Source organism: Winogradskyella undariae, from assembly GCF_013285155.1.
Classification (GTDB): Bacteria; Bacteroidota; Bacteroidia; order Flavobacteriales; family Flavobacteriaceae; genus Winogradskyella; species Winogradskyella undariae.
This window is the reverse complement of record NZ_JABTEL010000003.1, coordinates 52,798-73,755: the sequence shown is the minus strand read 5'-3', so window position 1 is coordinate 73,755 and position 20,958 is coordinate 52,798. Positions and strand designations below refer to the sequence as shown.

23 protein-coding genes are annotated in these 20,958 nt (G+C 31.0%); 3 read left to right on the top strand and 20 right to left on the bottom strand.

Going from position 1 to position 20,958, the window contains the following annotated elements; translation table 11 throughout:
- The first annotated feature begins 50 nt into the window (after window positions 1-50).
- The 3 genes from HSX10_RS04850 (at window position 51) to HSX10_RS04840 (ending at window position 2,699) form a co-directional block, all read left to right on the top strand.
- Window positions 51-953, top strand: coding sequence for a NifU family protein (locus HSX10_RS04850; RefSeq protein ID WP_173587086.1), 903 nt, complete (start codon window positions 51-53; stop codon window positions 951-953).
- Window positions 954-1,153: 200 nt separating this feature from the next.
- The gene (locus tag HSX10_RS04845; RefSeq protein ID WP_173587085.1) at window positions 1,154-1,849 is read left to right on the top strand and encodes a hypothetical protein; all 696 of its coding nucleotides are present in this window, start codon (window positions 1,154-1,156) and stop codon (window positions 1,847-1,849) included.
- A 37-nt stretch (window positions 1,850-1,886) separates the two neighbouring features.
- Entirely contained in the window at window positions 1,887-2,699 is an 813-nt protein-coding gene (locus HSX10_RS04840; protein WP_173587084.1) for a mechanosensitive ion channel family protein, read from the top strand.
- Here HSX10_RS04840 and tsaB read toward each other — a convergent pair.
- The 20 genes from tsaB to gcvH form a co-directional block, all read right to left on the bottom strand.
- Window positions 2,696-3,367, bottom strand: a complete 672-nt coding sequence (gene tsaB / locus HSX10_RS04835; RefSeq protein ID WP_173587083.1) for a tRNA (adenosine(37)-N6)-threonylcarbamoyltransferase complex dimerization subunit type 1 TsaB — start codon at window positions 3,365-3,367, stop codon at window positions 2,696-2,698. The genes HSX10_RS04840 and tsaB overlap by 4 nt on opposite strands.
- 74 nt (window positions 3,368-3,441) lie before the next feature.
- On the bottom strand, window positions 3,442-4,731 hold the full coding sequence (locus HSX10_RS04830) for an efflux RND transporter periplasmic adaptor subunit (RefSeq protein WP_173587082.1): 1,290 nt from the start codon (window positions 4,729-4,731) through the stop codon (window positions 3,442-3,444).
- A gap of 2 nt (window positions 4,732-4,733) precedes the next feature.
- Window positions 4,734-6,065, bottom strand: a complete 1,332-nt coding sequence (locus HSX10_RS04825) for a TolC family protein (protein ID WP_173587081.1) — start codon at window positions 6,063-6,065, stop codon at window positions 4,734-4,736.
- A gap of 52 nt (window positions 6,066-6,117) precedes the next feature.
- Window positions 6,118-7,275 carry an efflux RND transporter periplasmic adaptor subunit gene (locus tag HSX10_RS04820; protein ID WP_173587080.1) on the bottom strand — a complete coding sequence of 386 codons (1,158 nt, stop codon included), beginning with the start codon at window positions 7,273-7,275 and terminating at the stop codon, window positions 6,118-6,120.
- Between the two features lie 19 nt (window positions 7,276-7,294).
- The gene (locus HSX10_RS04815; protein WP_173587079.1) at window positions 7,295-8,554 is read right to left on the bottom strand and encodes an ABC transporter permease; all 1,260 of its coding nucleotides are present in this window, start codon (window positions 8,552-8,554) and stop codon (window positions 7,295-7,297) included.
- A gap of 1 nt (window position 8,555) precedes the next feature.
- A complete protein-coding gene (locus HSX10_RS04810) occupies window positions 8,556-9,800 on the bottom strand; it encodes an ABC transporter permease (RefSeq protein ID WP_173587078.1) in 1,245 nt (414 codons plus the stop codon).
- Window positions 9,793-10,494: an ABC transporter ATP-binding protein gene (locus tag HSX10_RS04805; protein WP_173587077.1), complete on the bottom strand. Its 702-nt coding sequence runs from the start codon at window positions 10,492-10,494 to the stop codon at window positions 9,793-9,795. The genes HSX10_RS04810 and HSX10_RS04805 overlap by 8 nt, the downstream gene beginning before the upstream one ends.
- Window positions 10,495-10,654: 160 nt before the next feature.
- Window positions 10,655-10,888 carry a hypothetical protein gene (locus HSX10_RS04800; RefSeq protein WP_173587076.1) on the bottom strand — a complete coding sequence of 78 codons (234 nt, stop codon included), beginning with the start codon at window positions 10,886-10,888 and terminating at the stop codon, window positions 10,655-10,657.
- Window positions 10,889-10,890: 2 nt separating this feature from the next.
- Complete coding sequence (locus tag HSX10_RS04795) at window positions 10,891-11,436, bottom strand: DUF420 domain-containing protein (protein WP_173587075.1); 546 nt, start codon at window positions 11,434-11,436, stop codon at window positions 10,891-10,893.
- A gap of 52 nt (window positions 11,437-11,488) precedes the next feature.
- Window positions 11,489-12,250, bottom strand: a complete 762-nt coding sequence (locus HSX10_RS04790; RefSeq protein ID WP_173587074.1) for an SCO family protein — start codon at window positions 12,248-12,250, stop codon at window positions 11,489-11,491.
- Window positions 12,243-12,962, bottom strand: a complete 720-nt coding sequence (locus tag HSX10_RS04785; protein WP_173587073.1) for a hypothetical protein — start codon at window positions 12,960-12,962, stop codon at window positions 12,243-12,245. The genes HSX10_RS04790 and HSX10_RS04785 overlap by 8 nt, the downstream gene beginning before the upstream one ends.
- A 155-nt stretch (window positions 12,963-13,117) precedes the next feature.
- Window positions 13,118-13,564, bottom strand: a complete 447-nt coding sequence (locus HSX10_RS04780; protein WP_173587072.1) for a cytochrome C oxidase subunit IV family protein — start codon at window positions 13,562-13,564, stop codon at window positions 13,118-13,120.
- 20 nt (window positions 13,565-13,584) lie between these two features.
- Window positions 13,585-14,586, bottom strand: a complete 1,002-nt coding sequence (locus HSX10_RS04775; RefSeq protein ID WP_173587071.1) for a cytochrome c oxidase subunit 3 — start codon at window positions 14,584-14,586, stop codon at window positions 13,585-13,587.
- A 36-nt stretch (window positions 14,587-14,622) separates the two neighbouring features.
- On the bottom strand, window positions 14,623-15,222 hold the full coding sequence (locus HSX10_RS04770) for a cytochrome c oxidase subunit 3 (protein WP_173587070.1): 600 nt from the start codon (window positions 15,220-15,222) through the stop codon (window positions 14,623-14,625).
- Window positions 15,213-16,115, bottom strand: coding sequence for a heme o synthase (gene cyoE / locus HSX10_RS04765; protein ID WP_173587069.1), 903 nt, complete (start codon window positions 16,113-16,115; stop codon window positions 15,213-15,215). The genes HSX10_RS04770 and cyoE overlap by 10 nt, the downstream gene beginning before the upstream one ends.
- Window positions 16,116-16,266: 151 nt before the next feature.
- Window positions 16,267-18,378: a gliding motility protein RemB gene (locus HSX10_RS04760; protein WP_173587068.1), complete on the bottom strand. Its 2,112-nt coding sequence runs from the start codon at window positions 18,376-18,378 to the stop codon at window positions 16,267-16,269.
- 116 nt (window positions 18,379-18,494) lie between these two features.
- Window positions 18,495-19,286: an energy transducer TonB gene (locus HSX10_RS04755; RefSeq protein ID WP_173587067.1), complete on the bottom strand. Its 792-nt coding sequence runs from the start codon at window positions 19,284-19,286 to the stop codon at window positions 18,495-18,497.
- 116 nt (window positions 19,287-19,402) lie between these two features.
- Entirely contained in the window at window positions 19,403-20,131 is a 729-nt protein-coding gene (locus HSX10_RS04750) for an energy transducer TonB (protein WP_173587066.1), read from the bottom strand.
- Between the two features lie 72 nt (window positions 20,132-20,203).
- Window positions 20,204-20,527 (bottom strand): VanZ family protein, encoded by a 324-nt coding sequence (locus HSX10_RS04745; protein WP_173587065.1) that lies wholly within the window; start codon window positions 20,525-20,527, stop codon window positions 20,204-20,206.
- Between the two features lie 16 nt (window positions 20,528-20,543).
- The gene (gene gcvH, locus HSX10_RS04740; protein WP_173587064.1) at window positions 20,544-20,924 is read right to left on the bottom strand and encodes a glycine cleavage system protein GcvH; all 381 of its coding nucleotides are present in this window, start codon (window positions 20,922-20,924) and stop codon (window positions 20,544-20,546) included.
- Between the last annotated feature and the right edge of the window lie 34 nt (window positions 20,925-20,958).

Here is a 20,958-nt window from a genome sequence, read left to right as displayed (position 1 = left end):
TCTATAGGATGAAGGTATCAATATGATATTTCATACTTTTGCTAAAAAAAATGTTAGAAACAAAAATATCCGTAGTATCAACATCTAATGATGCAATCAAGAAATTTGAGGCCGACAGATTCTTAACCAATCACAACAGCTTTGAATTCAACAATATAGACGACGCTAAAAACTCTCCTTTGGCTCAACAATTATTTTATCTTCCATTTGTTAAGAAGGTATATATTGCATCTAATTTTATAGCAATAGAACGCTATAATATTGTTGAATGGAAAGATGTAGAAAATGAAGTTGCACTTCAGATTGAAGAATATTTGTCTAAAAACGAGGTTGTCGTAATAGAAGATACATCAAAACCTAAAGCAGCAGTCACTATTTATGCAGAAAGCACTCCTAATCCTGGAGTTTTAAAATTTGTATGTAACAAAGTACTTGTTCCTAATTTATATGAGTTTAAATCTATTGAAGAAGCAAAACCATCTCCATTAGCAACTGCTTTATTTCAATTTCCTTTTGTAAAAAATATATACATGGAAAAGAATTTTGTTTCAATCACAAAATTCGACATTATTGAATGGGAAGAAGTCACTTTACAATTAAGAGAGTTCTTAAAATCTTATGTTGAGGATGGAAAAACTATTTTAAATGATGATGCCCCAAAAAAATTAGAAAAAACAGAAAAAGCTATTGAACAAAAATTTGAAGCTTTAGATGATACTTCAAAAAACATCATTAATATACTTGAAGAATACATAAAACCAGCGGTTGAAAGTGATGGTGGTAACATTGAATTTATATCTTATGATGAAACTTCAAAAGAAGTAAAAGTATTATTACAAGGTGCATGTAGTGGTTGCCCATCATCTACTTTTACTTTAAAAAACGGTATTGAAAGTATGTTAAAAGAAATGTTAAATGACAATTCGATCATTGTAAACGCTATAAATGGCTAATTTTTTCTATTTTTAAGTGACAAATAAAAAACTTTAGTGTCTAATAAGTAAGTCCTATTCTAAACTTCTTAAAATATTGAATCTATAAATACTAAAAAAACAAAATGTATTTAATAAACAGAAACAATATTAATTAGCTTATAATTAACCTTAACAGATATTAAAGTTATATAATTAATAATATTAAATCCAATAATTTTATGACACACATTAAACAATTTATCTTCATAACACTAATTACTCTTAGTGGTATTAATACAAGCAATGCACAAGATCTAAATCACCAAAGTACACAAAACCTTTTAAATGGTTTTATTAGTACAATCAATAATGATTTTGATAAAGTAAAAAATGCAAAAGGCTCACCATACATTAGTGATATATTTGAAGTTGTTAAACTTAAAAGATTTGGTGATAAAACATTTTACGGTAGGTATGATGCAAATCTTGGAGAAATGCAACTTAAACTTGACAATGACACCATCGTTTTAAATAATGCAGAAAAATATGAGATTACTTTTGTAATGGGTAAAAAAATATACAAAAGCTATAACTATAAAAATGATGATGATATTTTAAAACAAGGATTCCTTGTTGTATTAGGAGAAACAGATTCAATGGCCTTTTTAAAAGAAGAAGTGGTAAAATACTATGAAGAAAAACCATCAACTAATGGTTATGATGAAGCAAAGCCTGCAGAATACAAAAGATCTAAAGATGTTTTTTACTATAGATCAGGAGATGACATCACTTTATTACCTCAAAAAAGAAAAGATTTTTTAAAATTATTCCCTAAAAATTCTGAGGATTTAAAAGAGTTCATAAAGGAAAATAAAATTAGCCTTAAGGATGGTGAAGATTTAATTACATTGTTTAAACATATTAAAACTCTATAAATACACTACTTAAAATAAATATATTTAATACAGAAGAATGGATACACAAAAATGGATTGACGCAGGCTATAACTTAATTATAGAATATGGCCCCAAACTTATTATAGCAATACTAATTTGGATCATTGGATCTTGGATTGTAAAAATGCTAGTAAAAGGTGCTAAAGCAGCCATGAACAAAGCTAATTATGATGAAAGCCTAAAAAAATTCTTATTAAATCTTATTAGTTGGATTTTAAAAATTGTACTAATTATAGTTGTGTTAGGTACAATGGGAATTGAGACAACGTCTTTTGCTGCTATTATTGCTGCTGCTGGTTTAGCTATTGGTTTAGCGCTTCAAGGTTCTCTTGGAAATTTTGCAGGTGGAGTATTAATTATGATTTTTAAACCTATTAAAATAGGTGATTTAATTGAAGCTCAAGGTGAAATTGGAGTTGTAAAAGAAATTGAAATTTTTACTACAAAATTAATTGGCCTATCTAATAAAGAAATCATCATTCCTAATGGATCACTTTCTAACGGAAATATCGTAAACTATACTACACAAGGTACCCGTAGAGTTGATTTAGTATTTGGTGTAAGCTATGATGCTGACATTAAACAAACAAAAGAAGTTTTTAGTAAAGTATTAGCAGCGCATCCTTTAATTTTAAAAGATCCAGCTCCAACAATTGCTTTATCTGAACTTGCAGATAGCTCTATTAACTTTGTTGTTAGACCATGGGTTAATACTGCAGATTACTGGACAGTTTACTTTGAAGTAACTGAAAGTGTAAAAGAAGCTCTTGATGCTGCTGGTATTGAAATTCCTTACCCACATCAAGTAGAAATACATAAAGAAGCTTAAGCCTTCTTTTTTAAAGCTACAAAATCCTTTAAATAATAGGGTTCAAAATAAGCGACATCTTCGGTGTCGCTTTTTTCATGCTTCATTTCTGACAAAAACGACATCTCATTTGCAGATGGTAATTTCCCTTCTATAAAAATTGCATTAGGATGCTGAATTAGAGTTTTTGTCTTTTCCACACCGTTACCTATAAAATAAACTTTATTGTTTTCTAGAAGTGTGCTAAAACTTTCTTCGTTAAGAATCTCTGCTTCTATAGCTCTGTGTAATTCTAATTTTGAATTATAAATAGCAGAATAAACTTCCATACGTCTGGCATCTAACATCGGTACAATAAAACCATCTTCGACCTTAACCTGATGTGCTAAACTTTCTAAAGTAGAAATAGAAATTAGAGGCTTATCTAAAGCAAAACACAAACCTTTAGCTGAAGATACACCAATCCTTAAACCGGTATAAGATCCTGGACCTTTACTTACGGCTACAGCATCAATCTCTGATGGTTTTAATTTTGAAATTTTAAAAAGCTCATCAATAAAAAGATGCAAAGTTTCTGCATGAGAATAACCAAGACTGTTATCTTCTTTTAAAACTAAAGTCTCCCCATCTTTAGACAGAGAGACTGAACAATTTGTTGTTGCTGTTTCTATATTTAGCACTAATGCCATATGCTGTTGTTGTTTTTGGTAAAACTACAATATATTAATCAAAAATGACATTCTTTAACTTTAGGAATTTGCCCCTATTTATCTTCCATTTCTTTATTTGGAACAGCAATTAAATCACCTGGATTTAAATTTTTAGAAACCATACTATAAGGTCCTGTTATAATTTCATCATCTTCAGCCAATCCTGAAATAATTTCAATATTAGTATCATCCTGAATACCTGTTGTAACCACTCGTAATTTAGCTTTACCATTATCATTAACAAAAACACATTCAAATTTCTGTTCTTCTTGCCCTAAATTACGCTCTGTCATTTCTGTAGATTTAACATAAGTCTTCTTTGTTGAGCTTGTATCTGTTTTAATTACAATAGCACTAATTGGTACTGAAATTGCATCTTTTCTAGTTTTTGTAATAATATCAACTGTAGCTGTCATACCTGGTCTAAATGGTGAATATGTTTCAGGTTTACCTTCTGTTAAATCTTTATAAGACTCTTCAATAATTCTTACCTTAACTTTAAAATTAGTAACCTGATCTGCTGTTAAAGTTCCTTCTGCAGAATTAGCTATTGCGGTAACAATACCTTTAAATTGCTTCTTTAAATAAGCATCAACCTCAACAATTGCTGAGTCACCAATACTCACTTTTACAATATCATTTTCATTAACATCAACTTCTACTTCCATATTCTTTAAGTTAGCTACTCTAAGAATTTCTGTACCTGCCATTTGTTGCGTACCAACTACACGCTCACCAAGTTCTACACTTAAAAGTGAAATAGTCCCGGTCATAGGCGCATAAATCGCAGTTCTATTTAAATTGTCTTTAGCTTCATTAACTGTTGCTGCTGCACTCTGAACATTATAATATGCTGAATTTTTTCCGGCAGTTGCTGTTTCATAAGCCGCAATAGAACTGTCCCAATCTGATTTTGAAATCACACCTCTATCAAAAAGCGTTTTATTTCTTTCGTAATCTGCTTTTGCTTGCTTTAAGTTAGCTTCTGCTTGTGCCATACCCGCTCTTACATTTTGATAAGATGCTTGACTTCTACTGTATGCAGACTGACTTAAATCTGGGTTTACTTTGACTAATAAATCACCCTTCTTAACTTCTTGCCCTTCTTTAAAAGGTAGTTCTAATATTTCACCTGAAACCTCTGAAGAAATCTTTACCTCAACCTCTGGCTGAATTTTACCTGTGGCAGATACCGTTTGTACAATATCTTTTAAAGTTACATCTTGAAGAACTACCTCTTTAAAATCACTTTTTTCACCAAACCATCCCATTTTAGAACCTGCTACTAAAACAAAAAGTGCAATGATTACAATTCCGATAATAATTTTTACTGTTTTACTCATAATTATAACTTTGATTCTGTTACTGGTATTCCAAAATAAAACTCCAATACTTTTAACTTAAATATATAATCGTATTTAGTTCTAACCACTTCACTTTGTGCGGATTCTAGATTGTTTTTTGATTGATTAAAATCAAATGAATTTAATAACCCAACGGTATATCGTTCTTGAGAATAATTAAAAGCTTCTTGTCTGGCTATTAATGTTTTTTGTGCAGCTTCATAAGCTTTCAAAGCTCCTTTAGCGTCATTAAAAGATTGGTATACATTAGTTTCTAAATCTAACTCTGTTTGTTCTAACTGAAACTTGCTAAGTTCTAAACTAACTTTACTTCGTTTTACATTATTCTTTACTGAAAACCCATTAAAAATAGGAATATTCAAACTCAAAAAGAAGTTATGATTCTTATTATCAGATATTTGATTTTCAAAATTAGGTGTATCAAATAATTCTGAAGTAAAATAATTTGAACTAAAACTATAACCACCTGTTAAAGAAGGTTGTAAACTAGCTTTTGCAATTTTTAAATCATACTCTGCTATTTCGTTATTATTCTCAGCAATCTTAATATCATAACGAGCTTCTCTTGCTTTTTCAAAAATAGACCTTGGTGTTTCGTTTAAAATGTTTGCTAATGGCACATCGTACTTAAACTCTTCGATATCAAAATTTTCATAATCTTTTAATAAAAGCAATTGTGCTAAACTAATTTTAGATAATAAAATAGCATTCTCAGCATTAACAACTTGTTGTTCTTGAGAAGCTAATGTAGCTTGGATTTCGTACAAATCACCTCTAGGTAATGAACCCGCATCTACTAATTCTTGTGTACGATTAATATCTTGCTTTGTTACCTCTTGCTGAGCTAAAGCTACTTTTAACTGTTCTTTATTAAATAAAACTTGAACAAAAGCATTTGCTACGTTTAATGAAATATTATCTTTCATATTATCTAGTTGATATTGACTAGATAATAATTGAAGATTAGAACGTCTTAATTGGTTTACATTACTCAGTCCTCTATAAATATCAACAGAAGAACTTATACCTCCACTTAACGTTCGAGTTGTTGAATTAACAGCATTAAATGTTACAGGGTCTTGATTTAACCCAATACTCCAACTCAGTCTTGAAGACGCATTTAATGTTGGTAAAAAATTACCAATAGCATCTCTTTTATTAAGTTCTGATGTTAGAATATCTAATTCACTCTGTTTTACAGAAATATTATTTTCTAAAGCATAATCGACACATTCTTTGAGTGTCCATTGCTTATTCTGTGATTGTGCTAATACTCCAAAGAGAAGTAATACTATTATGATTGATTTTTTCATGATGTCTATTGGTCTATGTAAGACTTAAAATGTTACACTTAATTTAAATATATTACTGCGCATAATCTGGAACACCCTGTAATTGATTCCAAACTTTTATTTTATCGGTTTTAGAAATACCACTTTTAACTTCAACTAAAATACCATCACTAATACCTAATTCTAAATCTTTTCTTTCAAATTTTTGATCACCAATCGCAACTTCAACAAATGGTTTTTTAGTTTCCTCATCATATTGAACTAAAGCCTCCTTAATAGCTAAAACTTTCTCTGCTTTATTTAAAATAATTGAAGCATTTGCACTTAAACCCGCTCTAATAAATGTTGAGTCTATTTTTTTTAGAGTTCCTTTTATTTCAAATTGAACAGCTCCATTTTCTGCAACACCTTTTGGTGCTATATAATCTAAAACTGCTTCAAATTGCTTATTTTCTATGGCACCAACTGTAATTTCTAGTGGTAAACCTTCTTTTATTTTTCCGACTTCGCTTTCATCTACTTTACCTTCAAAAATCATTTGCTTTACATCAGCTAAAGAGGCTATTGATGTTCCTTCATTAAAATTATTGGCTTCAATAACTTGATTTCCTGCTTTTACAGGCACATCTAAAACCATCCCAGAAACTGTTGCTCTTACTTGTGTTTGTGCTATGTTTCCTAAACCAGAAGTTGTTCCTGTTTTAATGATATCGTAATTCTGATTGGCCGAATTCACATTAATTCTAGCCTGCTCAACACTTTGTTTTGTTTGTAAATATGAATTATTTACGCCTTCAAAATCATTAGCTGAAATGACACCCTTTTTAAACAATGCTTTCTGCCTATCGTAATTAGCTTGTTGTGTCTGTAAATTTATTTTTGCTGTTTGAAGTGCTGTTTGGTTGGTTGCAATACTATTCTTAGCACTTGTTAAAGTTGATGCATTTGGAATCACTTTAATTTGAGCAATAAGATCTCCTTGTTTAACATACTCACCTGCTTCAATAAAAATTTCTTCAATAACACCTGAAATATTTGGTTTAATTAAAACTTCTTCTTTTGGTACAATACTACCTGTTGCTACAGTTTTTACAATAATCGTTTCTTCCGTTGGCGACTCTAAAGCATAAGTAATAGGATTTTCTTGATTTTTCTGCCATAAATAGAATAGTGAAATTCCGAACAAAGCGACAATTGCTATTAATATAATTACAGTTTTAGTTCTTTTCATGATTGTGATTGGTATAAATTTAGTCTATTCTTAAGGCATCTACAGGTTTCATTTTTGTGGCACTATTTGCAGGAATTAATCCGGCTAATACACCTGAAACTATTAATATAATTAAAGCGGTAAATATAACTTGCATGCTAACACTTGGGTTTGCAAAATTATCTACAGGACCTACATTGTCTAAAATGGTATTCATTACCCAAATAACAAATGCAGCAAATGAAATACCAACCATACCAGATAGAATGGTTAATATTAAACTCTCTTGTAAAATTTGTGATTTAATTGCCCATGGGCTTGCTCCTAAAGCACGTCTTACTCCAATTTCTTTGGTACGTTCTTTAACTACAATAAGCATAATATTACTGATACCAATAATGCCAGACATTAACACTAAAGCTCCAACAAAATACCCAACAAAAGATAATATTGAAAACAAACCACTAACGCGTTCAAATTGCTCGGACAGATCAAAATGTCCGATAGCACGATCATCTGTTGGGTCTACTTTATGCCTAGATTTCATTAAATTAAACACTTGTTGCTTTAAAGAGGTAATAGTAACACCATCTACAGCTGTTACAGCCATCCAACCTACATTTTCTCCTCTATTAAAAGCTTGACCAAATGTGGTAAAAGGTATATAAATGGTACTTGCATCTTGCTCTTCATCTCCTTGACTATTACTCATTTTAAAAGTACCTACAACCAAAAAATTAACGCCATTTACTTTAACGTAAGTTCCTAAAATTTCTTCTCCTTTATCGTAAAGTCCATTAACTACACCTGTTCCTATAACACATATTTTACGCTTGGCATTAATATCTGAATAACTAATAAAACGTCCTTGAAGAATATCTAAAGGTTGCTGATTAATATATTCTGGATAATCACCATAGATTTCAAAAGCTCCTGTTTTAGTCCCTCTTGTCACATTGTTAGCACCATTAAAACCACCTAATTGGTTTCGTGGTGATACATATTTTAAATTTGGAATTTGAGCTTTAATCGCTGCAACATCATCTATTTTATAACTAAAACTACGTCCTTTGGGCAGTCCTTTGTAGGGTTTAGATGTACTTTGGGTCCACATAAACATAGAGTTGGTAGCAAAATCACCAAAATCTGACATGACTCCATTTTTTAGCCCATTAGTCATGGCCAATAATAATACAAGAATTGTAATGCCCCAAAAGACTCCGAACGCTGTTAAAAACGTTCTAAATTTATTAGCATTTAATGCTTCAAGTATTTCTTCCCAACGGTCTCTACTAAACATATTATTCGTCTCTAAGTGCTACAATTGGTTTAATTTTGGCTGCTCTATAAGCAGGAATAAATCCTGCAATAGCACCTGCAAATACTAATAAAAAGACTGTAGTAATTGCGATATTAAAATCTACTTGTGGGTATTTTATAAAATCACTTTCAATTTGTGGTCCAACGAGTTCTAATAAACCTAATCCTAGGATTAACCCAAATAAACCAGAAAACATAGTTACAAAAATAGCCTCTTGTAAAATCATACCAACAATAGACATCGGTAAAGCACCTAAAGCTTTTCTAATTCCTATTTCTTTAGTGCGTTCTTTTACAATGATTAGCATAATATTACCAACACCGACAATACCTGCAATAATTGTACCTATACCAACAAACCAAAACACAGCACGTATCGTTGCCACTAAGGAATAAATTTTCTCTGCTTGTTCTAAGGTATTATTAACCCTAACAGCACTTAAATCGTCTGGTGCTACGGTATGAATTTCTTTGATTTTTTGCTCAACCCCTAAAGCTATAGCATTAGATCTTTTTACAGCTTCATCAAAATTATCAGCCATCTTAACGGTAAAGGCCATATTTCTGATATTTTCACCTTGATTAAATACTTTTTGTGCTGTAGAAAGCGGAATATAAACTTGACCTTCTTCTCGGTCTCCACCTGGGTCATAAAAAACACCGACTACTTTAAAGTTCATTCCGAAAACCTGAATATTCTGATTGATTGGGTCTTCACCTTTAAAGATATCTGTTTTTACTTTGTTTCCAATAACAGCTACTTTTTTGCTTTCATTGATATCAGATTGATTTATAAAACGTCCTGAGCCAATATCTGCATTTTCTATAAATTGATTATCTGGCATGGTTCCACGAACTCGGTAATTACCTGATTCATTTTTAAAAGTAACTGCTCCTCCCCAAATCATATAATCCTTAGTTCTGTATTCAAAATAATCACCGTACTGATTATCAATAGCATCAAAGCTTGAATTTTTCAATTGCACATAACGGCCTGGATTTAAACCTTTATAACTTTTAGTGGTTACACCAGTCCAAACAGAAATCTTATTTGTTGCATCTTGTTCAAATTGAGATTTTACACCATTAGAAATTCCTTCACTAAACCCTAGAAGAATTACCAAAATAAAAATACCAGAAGCTACAGATAAACCTGTTAAAAACGTTCTTAATTTATTTTTACTAAGTGTTTCAAATATTTCTTGCCAACGTTCTAAATCAAACATGTGCAGAAGCTCTTATTTGTTCTACTGGACTATCATCTATAATTAAACCATCTTTAAGATTAACGATACGCTTAGTCATGTGTGCAATATCATCTTCGTGAGTCACGATTAAAATCGTTTTTCCTTCGTCATTAATCCCTTGTATAAGCTCCATAACCTCGTAAGATGTTTTGGTATCTAATGCCCCTGTTGGCTCATCTGCTAATAATACTTTAGGATCACTTGCTAATGCTCTTGCTATGGCAACACGCTGTTTTTGACCTCCAGAAAGTTCGCTTGGTAAATGATGAGACCATTGTGCTAAACCTACTTTTTCGAGATAATGCATAGCGCGTTCAGTTCGTTCTTTACGTTTTACACCTTTGTAATATAAAGGCATAGAAACGTTATCTAAAGCACTTTTGTAATTGATAAGGTTGAAGGATTGAAAAATGAATCCGAGAAATTCATTTCTATATTTGGCGGCTATTTTTTCATTAAGATTCTTAATCGGAACATTATCTAATATGTATTGTCCTTCATCTGCTTCGTCTAGCATTCCAAGAATATTAAGCAATGTAGATTTACCTGAACCAGAAGAGCCCATGATAGATACAAGTTCTCCTTCTTTAACATCAAAATTAATACCTTTTAATACGTGAAGTGAATTACTTCCCATATGGTAAGACTTGTGCAAATCCTTTATTTGAATCATAATGTAGTTAGGTTAGCGGATACAATTATTTTATAACTTGAAAAGTTTTACACCTACAAATTATGAACACCAAATAAACATTAAATTACACCTATATGTAGATATGAATGAAATGATTAGTTATACATAAGACGAATATCTTTAAATAATGTTACAGATATTAATCTATATTTTCTGAATTATCTGTCTTATTATATTTTCGATAAATAATAAAACCTATAGTAGCTACCAAAATATAAGGTACTGCCATTAAAAAAACGATACCATCATTTATACCTTCTGCTGCAGATTGATCTTCTCCACTTTCTAAAACAGCTCTACACATGGCGCATTGAGCATTAGTAGAGATAAAGAAAAAAAATGCAATAAGTGATAAACCGATTTTACGTTTCATAATTAAATGTAATAAGGTGAGATCATAAGATACACAATAACTCCCGTTATTGCAACATACAACCACATAGGAAATGTGATTTTTGCTATTTTTCTATGGCGTGCTCTATCATTAGTAATTCCTCTTACGTAAGTGATAAGCACAAACGGAATAATTACAATACATAAAATGATATGTGTAATTAAGATAAAATAGTAGATGTATTTAATAGTTCCTTCTCCTCCAAAAGGTGTAGAATCACTTGTCATATGATATGCAACATACATTACAAGAAACACAACAGATGTCCAAACAGCAGTAGTCATTAAGCTTTCGTGAAGTACTACATTCTTTTTTCTAATAGCAACAAATGCACTAATTAGAAGTAATGCAGTAAACCCATTAATGGTAGCATAAATTGGAGGTAAAAATGTTAACGGTGCTACATCAAAACCCAAGTCTTGTAGTTTAACTCGAGATAAAATAGCTACTACAACAGGAATGATTATAGACAGCACAATAATCCACTTATTGTATTTCTTAGCTTTTTCAGTATCAATTGTATCCATATCCATAGGTATTGTAGCTTCTACAGCTAGTTAAAATAATAAGTGAGGCATATTACTCTTTCAGTAATTTAGCAATATCTTCTTTTAAGATAGTGATTTCTTGAGTAATACCATCATCATCTATACCAATAGCTTCTGAAATTAATCCATTATAAAAAATCTTTGGGTTTCCGAAATCATCAACTCTAGATCTTATAAATCCTTCTTTATCAATTAATGCAAAATTTCCCGAATGTTCAAATCCACCTTCTGCAGTATCATCTTTAGCAATGTAAAGATTAAAACCTTCGTTTGCTAACTTATAAATAACAGCTTCATCACCTGTCATAAAATTCCAATTTGGATTTGTTACTCCATATTTTTCTGCATAAGCTTTTAAAACTTCTGGTGTATCTATTTCTGGTGAGATAGTAAAAGAAGCAACTCCGAAATTTTCAAAATCTTTAAAATCTTCTTGAACATCTACCAAATTCCTGTTCATTATAGGGCAAATTGTTGGACATGTTGTAAAGAAAAATTCTACAACATAAACTTTACCTAAATAATCTTCATTAGTAATCGTCTTTCCATCTTGATTTGTAAAACTGAAAGCAGGTACTTTTTTAGATACTCCATTGATCTCTAAATATGCTAAATCACTTTTATTATGCTTAGCACCTTCTACTGATGAATTTAAAACATTAATACTTCGACTTTCATCTCTAATAACATCTCCTTCACTTACACGATCTATAATTTTAGGAACAAAAATAATTCCAAAAACTAGAATAATAAACGCAATTCCGATATACGAATAGTTTGTTTTTTTACTCATTACTCTTATTTATTTCTTTAGTTCTTCTTGTATTAGAGCCTTCAAATTTACCTGTTCTCTTTTGACGATATTCTGTAAATAAAATTCGAACATCATCACTCATCATGTTTTTTATTTCGGCTACTTGAATCGCATCATAAGAATAAACACTAAATTTTGGTTTATTTTCTTCTATCTCTCTTTCGTTTCTACCATCAATCCTTCCGCGTTGATTAAGATCTTTATCTACAATAAAAACATTACTTACAGATAAATCATCTGATAAATTAACTTTAGATTTTAATGAACTATAAAGCATTTTTATTTCACCTTCTGTAGCAAAAGCATAATGCCAATACTTTAAGTCTTCGTAAGTATTTATTTCTTTCTTAAGCGCTTCAATTTCTTTTTCTGTGCCTTCAGGAACAACAATTACAATTTGAAAATTCTTAAACCCCTTAAACTTATCGTAGACTAATTCTTTTAAGTTTGAAGCAGCAATCATATGATCTAAAGGAGATTTACCTAAGAATCCTAAAACGGTTATATGATCTTTTAATAAAAGCTCTCCATCTCTATCTGAATGAAAACCATCGATATCAGATACTTTTTCATTTACGATGTTTAATGGTATGTAATTATGTTTTGCTGGATATAGCATTAATAAGAATGCCACTGGTAGGAAGAATAATATACCTAGAACGATATAGCGTTTTACTTTAACTATTTTCATCTGCTGAGAACTATAGCTCTTATTTTAATGGCTTTATAATGTATAATCTATCTTAGATTACGAATATGCAAAAATAAAAAAGGTGGTTTAGAAAAACCACCTTTTAATTGTATTTAACACTTAGCTTTTACTTAGTGTTAATATGTTGTTTTTACTTAAAAATCTTTCTTTATTAAAGCATGATCAGCATTATAAACACTAAACACATATCCTCCTTCTTGTAAAAGGATAAAAACTAAGTAACAGATTAAGAAAACTCCTGTCCAAACTATCATTTTTCTAAAACTTCCTGTTTCATCTCTCAAGTGCATAAAGTCCCATGCAATATAATAGGCTTTTACAATTGTTAACAGAATGAATATTAAGTTTAAGGGTTTCATGTATACGATAGGTGATAAAATCATGTTTCCTATTGTAGCAAAGAATCCGCCTTCTAATGGATCTAACCATGTATGCATTAATATTTCTGGTTTATAGATACCTAATATAACTTCAACTGCTGTTATTACAGATAAGAATACTAAAACTCCCCAGATTTTCTCGATGTTAGATTTAAATTTCCAACGTCCTCTAAATATTTCTAATTTATGCTCGTGTGCCATAATATAATCTTAATTTCTTTTTATACTAAATAGAAAAATGTGAATACAAATACCCATACTAAATCGACAAAGTGCCAGTATAACCCAACTTTCTCAACCATTTCATAACTTCCTCTTCTTTCGTAAGTACCTAATACAACATTAAAGAAAATAATGATATTAAGTATTACACCTGAAAGTACGTGGAATCCGTGAAAACCAGTAATGAAGAAAAAGAAATCTGCGAATAAAGATGGCCCATATTCATTAACCTGAAGGTTAGCTCCTTTAACGACTAATTTACCGTTTTCTTTTATTTGTTTTAAAGACTCTGCTCTAGACAATACAGTTTTATGACCGTTTTCATCAAGAATCTGATTTCTTACTAAAACATTTTCATTTGCAGCTAAACCTGCATAAATTTCATCTACTGAGAAAAGTGGTAAAGTACCTTCATCTGTAAACCATATTCCGTTTTTACGCTCATGGTCTACACGCTCGCTTGGTTGAGTAATCGCTAAATCCTCAATTGATACACGCTTAAATGTTTTTTCACCATCAACAGTAATATATTCTCCAAATTGTAGAATATTTCCACCATTAGTTTGAACAGCACCGTAATCACCTTTAATAAAAGTTCCCCATTCCCAAGCTTGAGAACCTAAGAATATAGCTCCACCAATAATGGTTAAGAACATGTATATGGTTACTTTAGATTTGTTCATGTGATGACCCGCATCTACAGCTAATACCATAGTTACTGATGACATAATAAGGATGAACGTCATAAACGCCACATAAATCATTGGCAAATCTTGACCATGTAAAAACGGAACGTGTGTAAACACTTCGTCCGCAATTGGCCATTCGGTCATGAATTTAAATCTTGAAAAACCATAAGCTGCCAAGAAGCCTGAAAATGTTAATGCATCAGATACAATGAAGAACCACATCATCATCTTTCCGTAACTTGCCTTTAGTGGATCTTTACCACCACCCCAAGTTTTTTCTTCTGTACCAGTACTAACTACCGTAGAATCCATAGAATTTATTTAAATTTTTTAGATGGACAAAAATAATCAAATTATATATTTAAAAAAATATAAAAACAAAAAGAGCACAAGCCATAGTATATCTACGAAATGCCAAAAGTTTGCTGCGAGTTCAAATCCCAACATATTATCGGGATTATACTTATGTCTAAAGTTATTAAAAATCACAACAATTAAACACCCTAGCCCAGCAATAACGTGCGCTATGTGCAATACTGCGATAACGTAAATATAAGACATTGTGATATTACTTGTTGGTCCTGTAAAATAATAACCATCAGAAATAATCTGTCCAAAACCTGTAAATTGACTAAAAATAAATCCAATCCCTAAAGCTAAAGTCACCAATAAATACACTGATACCAGTTGTATTTTGTTTTGTTGCAGTGCTCGTTTTGCTAAAATAAAGGTTAAACTACTTATTAAAATAAGTATTAAACTTATAAAAAAAGCATTTGGTAATTGAAAATCAACTAACCAATCTTCATTAAGTCTTTGTTTACTACTCACTATAAAAGCACTTAGTAAACCTGCAAAAGACATAATTAAAGAACCTATGGCGAACCATATCATCATTTTTTTAGACCTAGCGATTTTTTGCGCACTTGTCCCTTGTGTTAAATCCATTCTCTTAAAAATTTATCTGCAACATATATAATTTGCAACATTGTAATATAAAACACACTAGATAGCATGAGTTGTTTTGCGGCTTTTATTGTTCGCTCTTTAAACAATCTAAAAGCATAGAACAACATTACCAAACCTAATATAAAAACTAAAATAGCACCAACAATAGATAATTTTAAATCACCCGACATACCGAATACAGGTATTATAGAAGCAATGATAGTCCAAATGCTATACATAATTATTTGCACAGCAGTTCCCTTATCTGGTTTCCCTGTTGGTAACATATGGAAGCCTCCTTTTTTGTAATCATCGTGTAAAAACCATCCTATAGACCAAAAGTGAGGGAATTGCCAAAAAAATTGAATCGCAAATAAAGTCCCTGGCTCAATACCAAATTCGTTACGAGCCGCTACCCAACCTAACATAAAAGGAATAGCTCCAGGTAAAGCCCCAACAAACACAGATAATGATGTTTTTGTCTTTAAAGGTGTGTAGACACTTGTGTATAAAAATATTGAAATTGCCCCATACATGGCTGTCTTAGGATTAATAATATATAAAGTAACTAATCCTAAAATGGTAAATGACACAGCTATTATAAATGCTGTATTAACAGACATACGCCCTGCAGGAATAGGTCTGTTTTTGGTTCTATCCATTAGCACATCTAAATCGCGCTCAATGATTTGGTTATAAGCATTTGAAGCACCAACCATAAAATAGCCACCAAAAGCTAATAAAGCAAGCGTTGCAAAATTAATAGTATCTGCTCCAAGAAAATAACCAGCAATAGAAGAAAATACCACACTTAAGGACAAACCCATCTTGGTAATTTCCTTGAAATCTGTTACCACAGAAACTGTTGATAGCGAAGATTTTGTACTGCTCAAATTATATGTTTTTTGTAAAAATGATTGCGAAGATAGTCTGAAAAATAATCCTAACCAACGTTAAACTTTAGTTTTAACAATAGCACTTGACTATTACGACATTACAATTCGACAATGATGTTTAGAAAATTAAAGTTCTATAGCAATGAAATTAAAAATCATTATACCAATTAAATATATCTGTTCTTACACCAATACTAAACCAAAGTGTATTAGAATCTGTAGTTGAAGCAGTAATAGTTTCAGGATTATAGTCTCTATAAATAATATTTGTAAATACTTTTAAATTGGTTGCTGGGTTTAATAAATAACCAGCTTGTATTTCGGTCATAAAACTATTAGTTTTATTTCCTTGTCCTATTTCTATACCTATATCTGCATTACGATCGTTATAATCTCTGTAAATATCTCCACCGTAAGAAAAACTATCTTCATCTGTATTATAATCTAAACCACGTTGCCCAAATATAAATTTAGCATCACCAAACCATCGTTTATAATTATAACGCCCAATTAATACCAATTCTTTAAAATTAGCACCCCAAAGATGTGCCATTGGTTGATTAAAGTTTGCATAATTTAGAATTTGTGTATTATGAGAATAAACATAAGGTCTTACACGATTATATTCTGCTTGAAGCAATAAATTATCGACATCAAAGGCATTAAAATATTTAACCCCTAACTGATATCCGAATTTATTTTTCCAACTTTTTTCTCCAGCTTTAACATCTCCTAATGAAAATTCATCTAAAACAAATTGTCCATATAGGTTTACTTTATTATTCCATTTATATTTTGAAGATAATCCTAAAATAGCATTACCGGCACCTTGACCTGTTTGAAATTCTATAGCTCTAAAAAATATGATAGGATTTAAATAATTAACATCAAAACCTCTTCCATTTGAATCAGCCCATATTACAGATTCAAACAAACCTATATTTAATCGTTTAGAAACATTCCAACTTAAATAATGATTAGCCATATACTTAGTTAAAAATGCTTTATCATCTACAACTTCATCTCTAACATCTTTTAACCACATCCACGTGCTGGTATATTTAATTTTCCAAAATGTAGCATTCAGTTTTAAGTATGGATAAGGACTTGAAACATCACTCTGCAATAAAGAACGATAACCATCACCAATAAAATTTTTACCGTGACCAAATTGTACATTTAAAAAGTCTGCTGGTGTATAAGACAAGTAAGCTTCTGCAACAGGGTAATCGTAAGCATCCTCTTTAAAACTCTTTGCTATTCCTCTACCAGGAATAATGGCTGGATCTGGTCCAAAAGCCTTCAAGCTCTCTGCATATTGATTAAAGTAATCCGCAAACCTACCTTGACTTTCATAAACCGAAGCTGATAAATTAAAACGTTTTCCTAATCCGGCTTGAATATTTACACCTCTTGTATTGTTCCAAGTGGTATTAAAATCAGCCTCAGTATCTTTTCCTACTTGTAAATCTAAAATAGGATCTATTGTAAACCAATAATCTTTACCTTGAACTTCTACTAAGTGCTCATTAAACAACTTTCTACCTAACCAAGAATCTGTATCTTTTACTAAGCTTTCTTTTTCTGCTTTAATATCATAATACCTAGCCACATCAATATAAACAAATGGTTTTGATGCGGTATGACTATTAGTACCAATAGCATTCATTTCGTCATCAAACCTTGCGTAATAAGAATGTGTAAAAGGAATATTTAATTCACTACTATATTCAAGTTTCTCATAGGCTTTCAATGCTTTATTAACATCATCAAACTCACTAGACAAAGTAAGATTTAGAGCTTCTTTTTCACTTAACTCCTTTTCTTCTTCAACAGTTAGCTTTACAACCTTTATTGGCTCGGTTAATGGAATATTAATACTAATACTGTATTGAACAAATGTTGGAATACCATTATAAGTTGCTGGTTTTATTTTTGGGAGTGAATCGAAAACACGTTTGCTTTCAATTTTTAATTCATCATAAATAGCATCTATGTATAATGTTCTAAATTCTCCTTCTTTATTAACTTCAAATAAAACTTTAATATCACCCACATAAGACTCATCAATAACGATTTGAGGTGTTTTAAAATTTTTATAAATAAAACTATTCAAAGTGTAGTTGAAACATGATTTTAATTGATCTACTTCAACCGAGTTACATTCCTTAAATACTGGAGATTTCTCGTATGACAATAGGGTTTGAGCATAATCATAAGTGGTCGTTAATAAGATAACAAATAGCACAATGCGCTTCATATAATACTAATTTTTAATGGGCGAAAGATACTTATTTTTTTTAGTAACCATCGATTCTATTTAGGCATAAAAAAACCGCTATATAGAGAATAGCGGTTTCTAATTATTTCTGTTAATTAATTTCTAACTTGATATGTTATAGGAAGAGAATACACTACACCTACAGGAACATCACCTTGTATTCCTGGTTTCATTTTAGGAATCTTATTAATAACACGATTAGCTTCTTTTTCTAAAACAGGATGTGGACCTCTTATTTTTATATCGGTTACATTACCTAATTTATCAATTGTGAATTGGGTAAAAATTCTTTGCTTACCAGATAACCCGTAACCAGAAGCAATATCTACATCAAATCTTTTACCTATTAATTTATTAATTTTATCTGACATACATTTTTTACGACCTTCATTTGTCTTACGTTTTTCACAACCTGGATATACAGGAACTTTCTCTACGGCAACAAAATCGACAATAACATCATCTGATGTATCTACATCTGGTACATCACCTAAGGTAAATGGGGTTTCAACCATAGACTTATTGCTCTTTGGTAAATCGATAACATTTTGAACAAATGGATCATCGTCTTTAACAACCTTAACTATATCGATTAAATCGCTACTAGGCAATTTCTCTATAGTTTTTGGTTTAATTACCTCAACGATGTAGGGCGGCACATAATCGATTGTAAGTTTATCGACCTCAACTTCTTCTTCAACAAAGTTGATTTTCTTTTCTTGAAATTGCATTTCAAAAAGTGCATACGTACCCAATAAACAAAGTATCAAACCTATTTGGAAATAAAGGCTTGAGTTTTTTTGTAAATTTGCATCGTGCTTTTGTGATTTTCTCACCTCAGTAGTACTCTGACCAGTACCGCTGAATTCTTTTTTAGAATTTTTCATAATATGATTTTAAATGTTAATATTATGATAAAATCACAATAAGCATACCAAAACGAAAATCCCGCTCAATTAATTTTGAACGGGATTTTTATATTAGAAAAAATTCTATTTTATTCTTAGTCTTGTACTTGGAATACAATAGGAATAGAGAATGGCATAACCACTGCTTTTCCTCTTTGTTTACCTGGTTTCATTTTAGGTAAACCACCAATAACACGTTTTGCTTCTTTCTCTAATCCTGGGTGAGGACCACGAGCTACAATATTTGTAATGTTACCAGACTTATCTACTTTAAATTGAACGAAAATTCTTTTTTTACCAGGAGGTAATCCTAAATCACCAGCTAAGTCTGTATTAAACTTTCTACCGATATATTTATTTACCTTATCGTTCATACATTGTTTTTTAGCAGCATTTCCTTTTTCCTTTTCACAACCAGGAAAAACGGCTACATTTTCAATAACAGAAAAAGGTACTTCTAAATCTTCTTCTACTTCAGCCACCTCTACCTCTTCAACTTCAACAATTTCTGCTTCCATTTCAGTTTCTGTAGATTCAATTACAGTTTCTTCTATCTCAACCTCATCTTCTACAACCTCAATAATTTCTGGCGCTGCTGGTGGCGGCGGTGGTGGTGGTGGTGGGGTTACTATTTGTTCTGTAATTGGTACTTCTTCATCTAAATCATCATCTAAATTTAGAGAATCTGCAATTACACTTACGGGATCGTAAGTCTTGTGATTAATTGCCATATAGGCTATCCCCATCATTAAGGCTAAACCAACAGCGAAGTACAGCGAACTGTTTCTACTTACGTCTGATTTCGGATTCTTTTTAGGTTCCATATTATTTTTCTTTAATATAACGTTGCTAATTTAACCAATAAATAGTAAAAAAAACAAGGCTTTAGGTTAATTTTATTTATATATGTTTATTTGACTTGCAATTAATGTACCAAAAACGGCACCGATGCTATTTGCAATTAAATCATATGTATCATAAGTTCTATTTTCTGTAATTAGATATTGTAGCAATTCTAATATAAAGCCAAGAAAAATAGCAGCAAAGCATAATTTTAAAAACAAATGCTTTGATTTAAAATAAAGTCCCCAAACTAATGTCAGACACAAATAAGCAACAATATGATAAATTTTATCATCGAATGACGAACCTATACTAGGCACACCATTTAGAGTTATTAAACTCGCAACCACTAATGCCAACGTATAAACGATTGACATTAGCAGAAGTACTTTTTTAACCAACAATAAGTGACTTATAATCTTCTGCAGATAGTAAACCCTCTATTTGAGATGCATCTGAAAACTTTAATTTAATCATCCAACCACTACCATAAGGGTCTGTGTTTACATTTTCAGGTTCATCTTCTAATCCTTCGTTAAATTCTACAATCTCACCAGATAATGGCAACATTAAGTCTGAAACAGTTTTTACGGCTTCAACAGTACCGAATACTTCTTCTGCTTCTAAAGTTTCATCTAAGGTATCAACTTCTACATAAACGATGTCTCCTAGTTCGCTTTGCGCAAAATCTGTAATTCCAATAGTGGCTATATCTCCTTCAATTTTCACCCACTCGTGATCTTTTGTGTACTTTAATTCTGATGGTATATTCATATTATAGAGTAATTATAAATTTTAGATGCAAATG

What these genes read in the sequence shown, in the direction of transcription:
- HSX10_RS04795 (WP_173587075.1), bottom strand. Translation starts at nt 11,436, where the DNA reads ATGGATACAATTGATACTGAAAAAGCTAAGAAATACAATAAGTGGATT.
- HSX10_RS04805 (WP_173587077.1), bottom strand. Translation starts at nt 10,494, where the DNA reads ATGATTCAAATAAAGGATTTGCACAAGTCTTACCATATGGGAAGTAAT.
- gcvH (WP_173587064.1), bottom strand. Translation starts at nt 20,924, where the DNA reads ATGAATATACCATCAGAATTAAAGTACACAAAAGATCACGAGTGGGTG.
- HSX10_RS04775 (WP_173587071.1), bottom strand. Translation starts at nt 14,586, where the DNA reads ATGGATTCTACGGTAGTTAGTACTGGTACAGAAGAAAAAACTTGGGGT.
- HSX10_RS04820 (WP_173587080.1), bottom strand. Translation starts at nt 7,275, where the DNA reads ATGAAAAGAACTAAAACTGTAATTATATTAATAGCAATTGTCGCTTTG.
- HSX10_RS04825 (WP_173587081.1), bottom strand. Translation starts at nt 6,065, where the DNA reads ATGAAAAAATCAATCATAATAGTATTACTTCTCTTTGGAGTATTAGCA.
- HSX10_RS04780 (WP_173587072.1), bottom strand. Translation starts at nt 13,564, where the DNA reads ATGGCACACGAGCATAAATTAGAAATATTTAGAGGACGTTGGAAATTT.
- HSX10_RS04785 (WP_173587073.1), bottom strand. Translation starts at nt 12,962, where the DNA reads ATGAAAATAGTTAAAGTAAAACGCTATATCGTTCTAGGTATATTATTC.
- HSX10_RS04750 (WP_173587066.1), bottom strand. Translation starts at nt 20,131, where the DNA reads ATGGAACCTAAAAAGAATCCGAAATCAGACGTAAGTAGAAACAGTTCG.
- HSX10_RS04755 (WP_173587067.1), bottom strand. Translation starts at nt 19,286, where the DNA reads ATGAAAAATTCTAAAAAAGAATTCAGCGGTACTGGTCAGAGTACTACT.
- HSX10_RS04840 (WP_173587084.1), top strand. Translation starts at nt 1,887, where the DNA reads ATGGATACACAAAAATGGATTGACGCAGGCTATAACTTAATTATAGAA.
- HSX10_RS04760 (WP_173587068.1), bottom strand. Translation starts at nt 18,378, where the DNA reads ATGAAGCGCATTGTGCTATTTGTTATCTTATTAACGACCACTTATGAT.
- HSX10_RS04845 (WP_173587085.1), top strand. Translation starts at nt 1,154, where the DNA reads ATGACACACATTAAACAATTTATCTTCATAACACTAATTACTCTTAGT.
- HSX10_RS04745 (WP_173587065.1), bottom strand. Translation starts at nt 20,527, where the DNA reads ATGTCAATCGTTTATACGTTGGCATTAGTGGTTGCGAGTTTAATAACT.
- HSX10_RS04815 (WP_173587079.1), bottom strand. Translation starts at nt 8,554, where the DNA reads ATGTTTAGTAGAGACCGTTGGGAAGAAATACTTGAAGCATTAAATGCT.
- HSX10_RS04770 (WP_173587070.1), bottom strand. Translation starts at nt 15,222, where the DNA reads ATGGATTTAACACAAGGGACAAGTGCGCAAAAAATCGCTAGGTCTAAA.
- tsaB (WP_173587083.1), bottom strand. Translation starts at nt 3,367, where the DNA reads ATGGCATTAGTGCTAAATATAGAAACAGCAACAACAAATTGTTCAGTC.
- HSX10_RS04800 (WP_173587076.1), bottom strand. Translation starts at nt 10,888, where the DNA reads ATGAAACGTAAAATCGGTTTATCACTTATTGCATTTTTTTTCTTTATC.
- HSX10_RS04790 (WP_173587074.1), bottom strand. Translation starts at nt 12,250, where the DNA reads ATGAGTAAAAAAACAAACTATTCGTATATCGGAATTGCGTTTATTATT.
- HSX10_RS04830 (WP_173587082.1), bottom strand. Translation starts at nt 4,731, where the DNA reads ATGAGTAAAACAGTAAAAATTATTATCGGAATTGTAATCATTGCACTT.
- HSX10_RS04850 (WP_173587086.1), top strand. Translation starts at nt 51, where the DNA reads ATGTTAGAAACAAAAATATCCGTAGTATCAACATCTAATGATGCAATC.
- HSX10_RS04810 (WP_173587078.1), bottom strand. Translation starts at nt 9,800, where the DNA reads ATGTTTGATTTAGAACGTTGGCAAGAAATATTTGAAACACTTAGTAAA.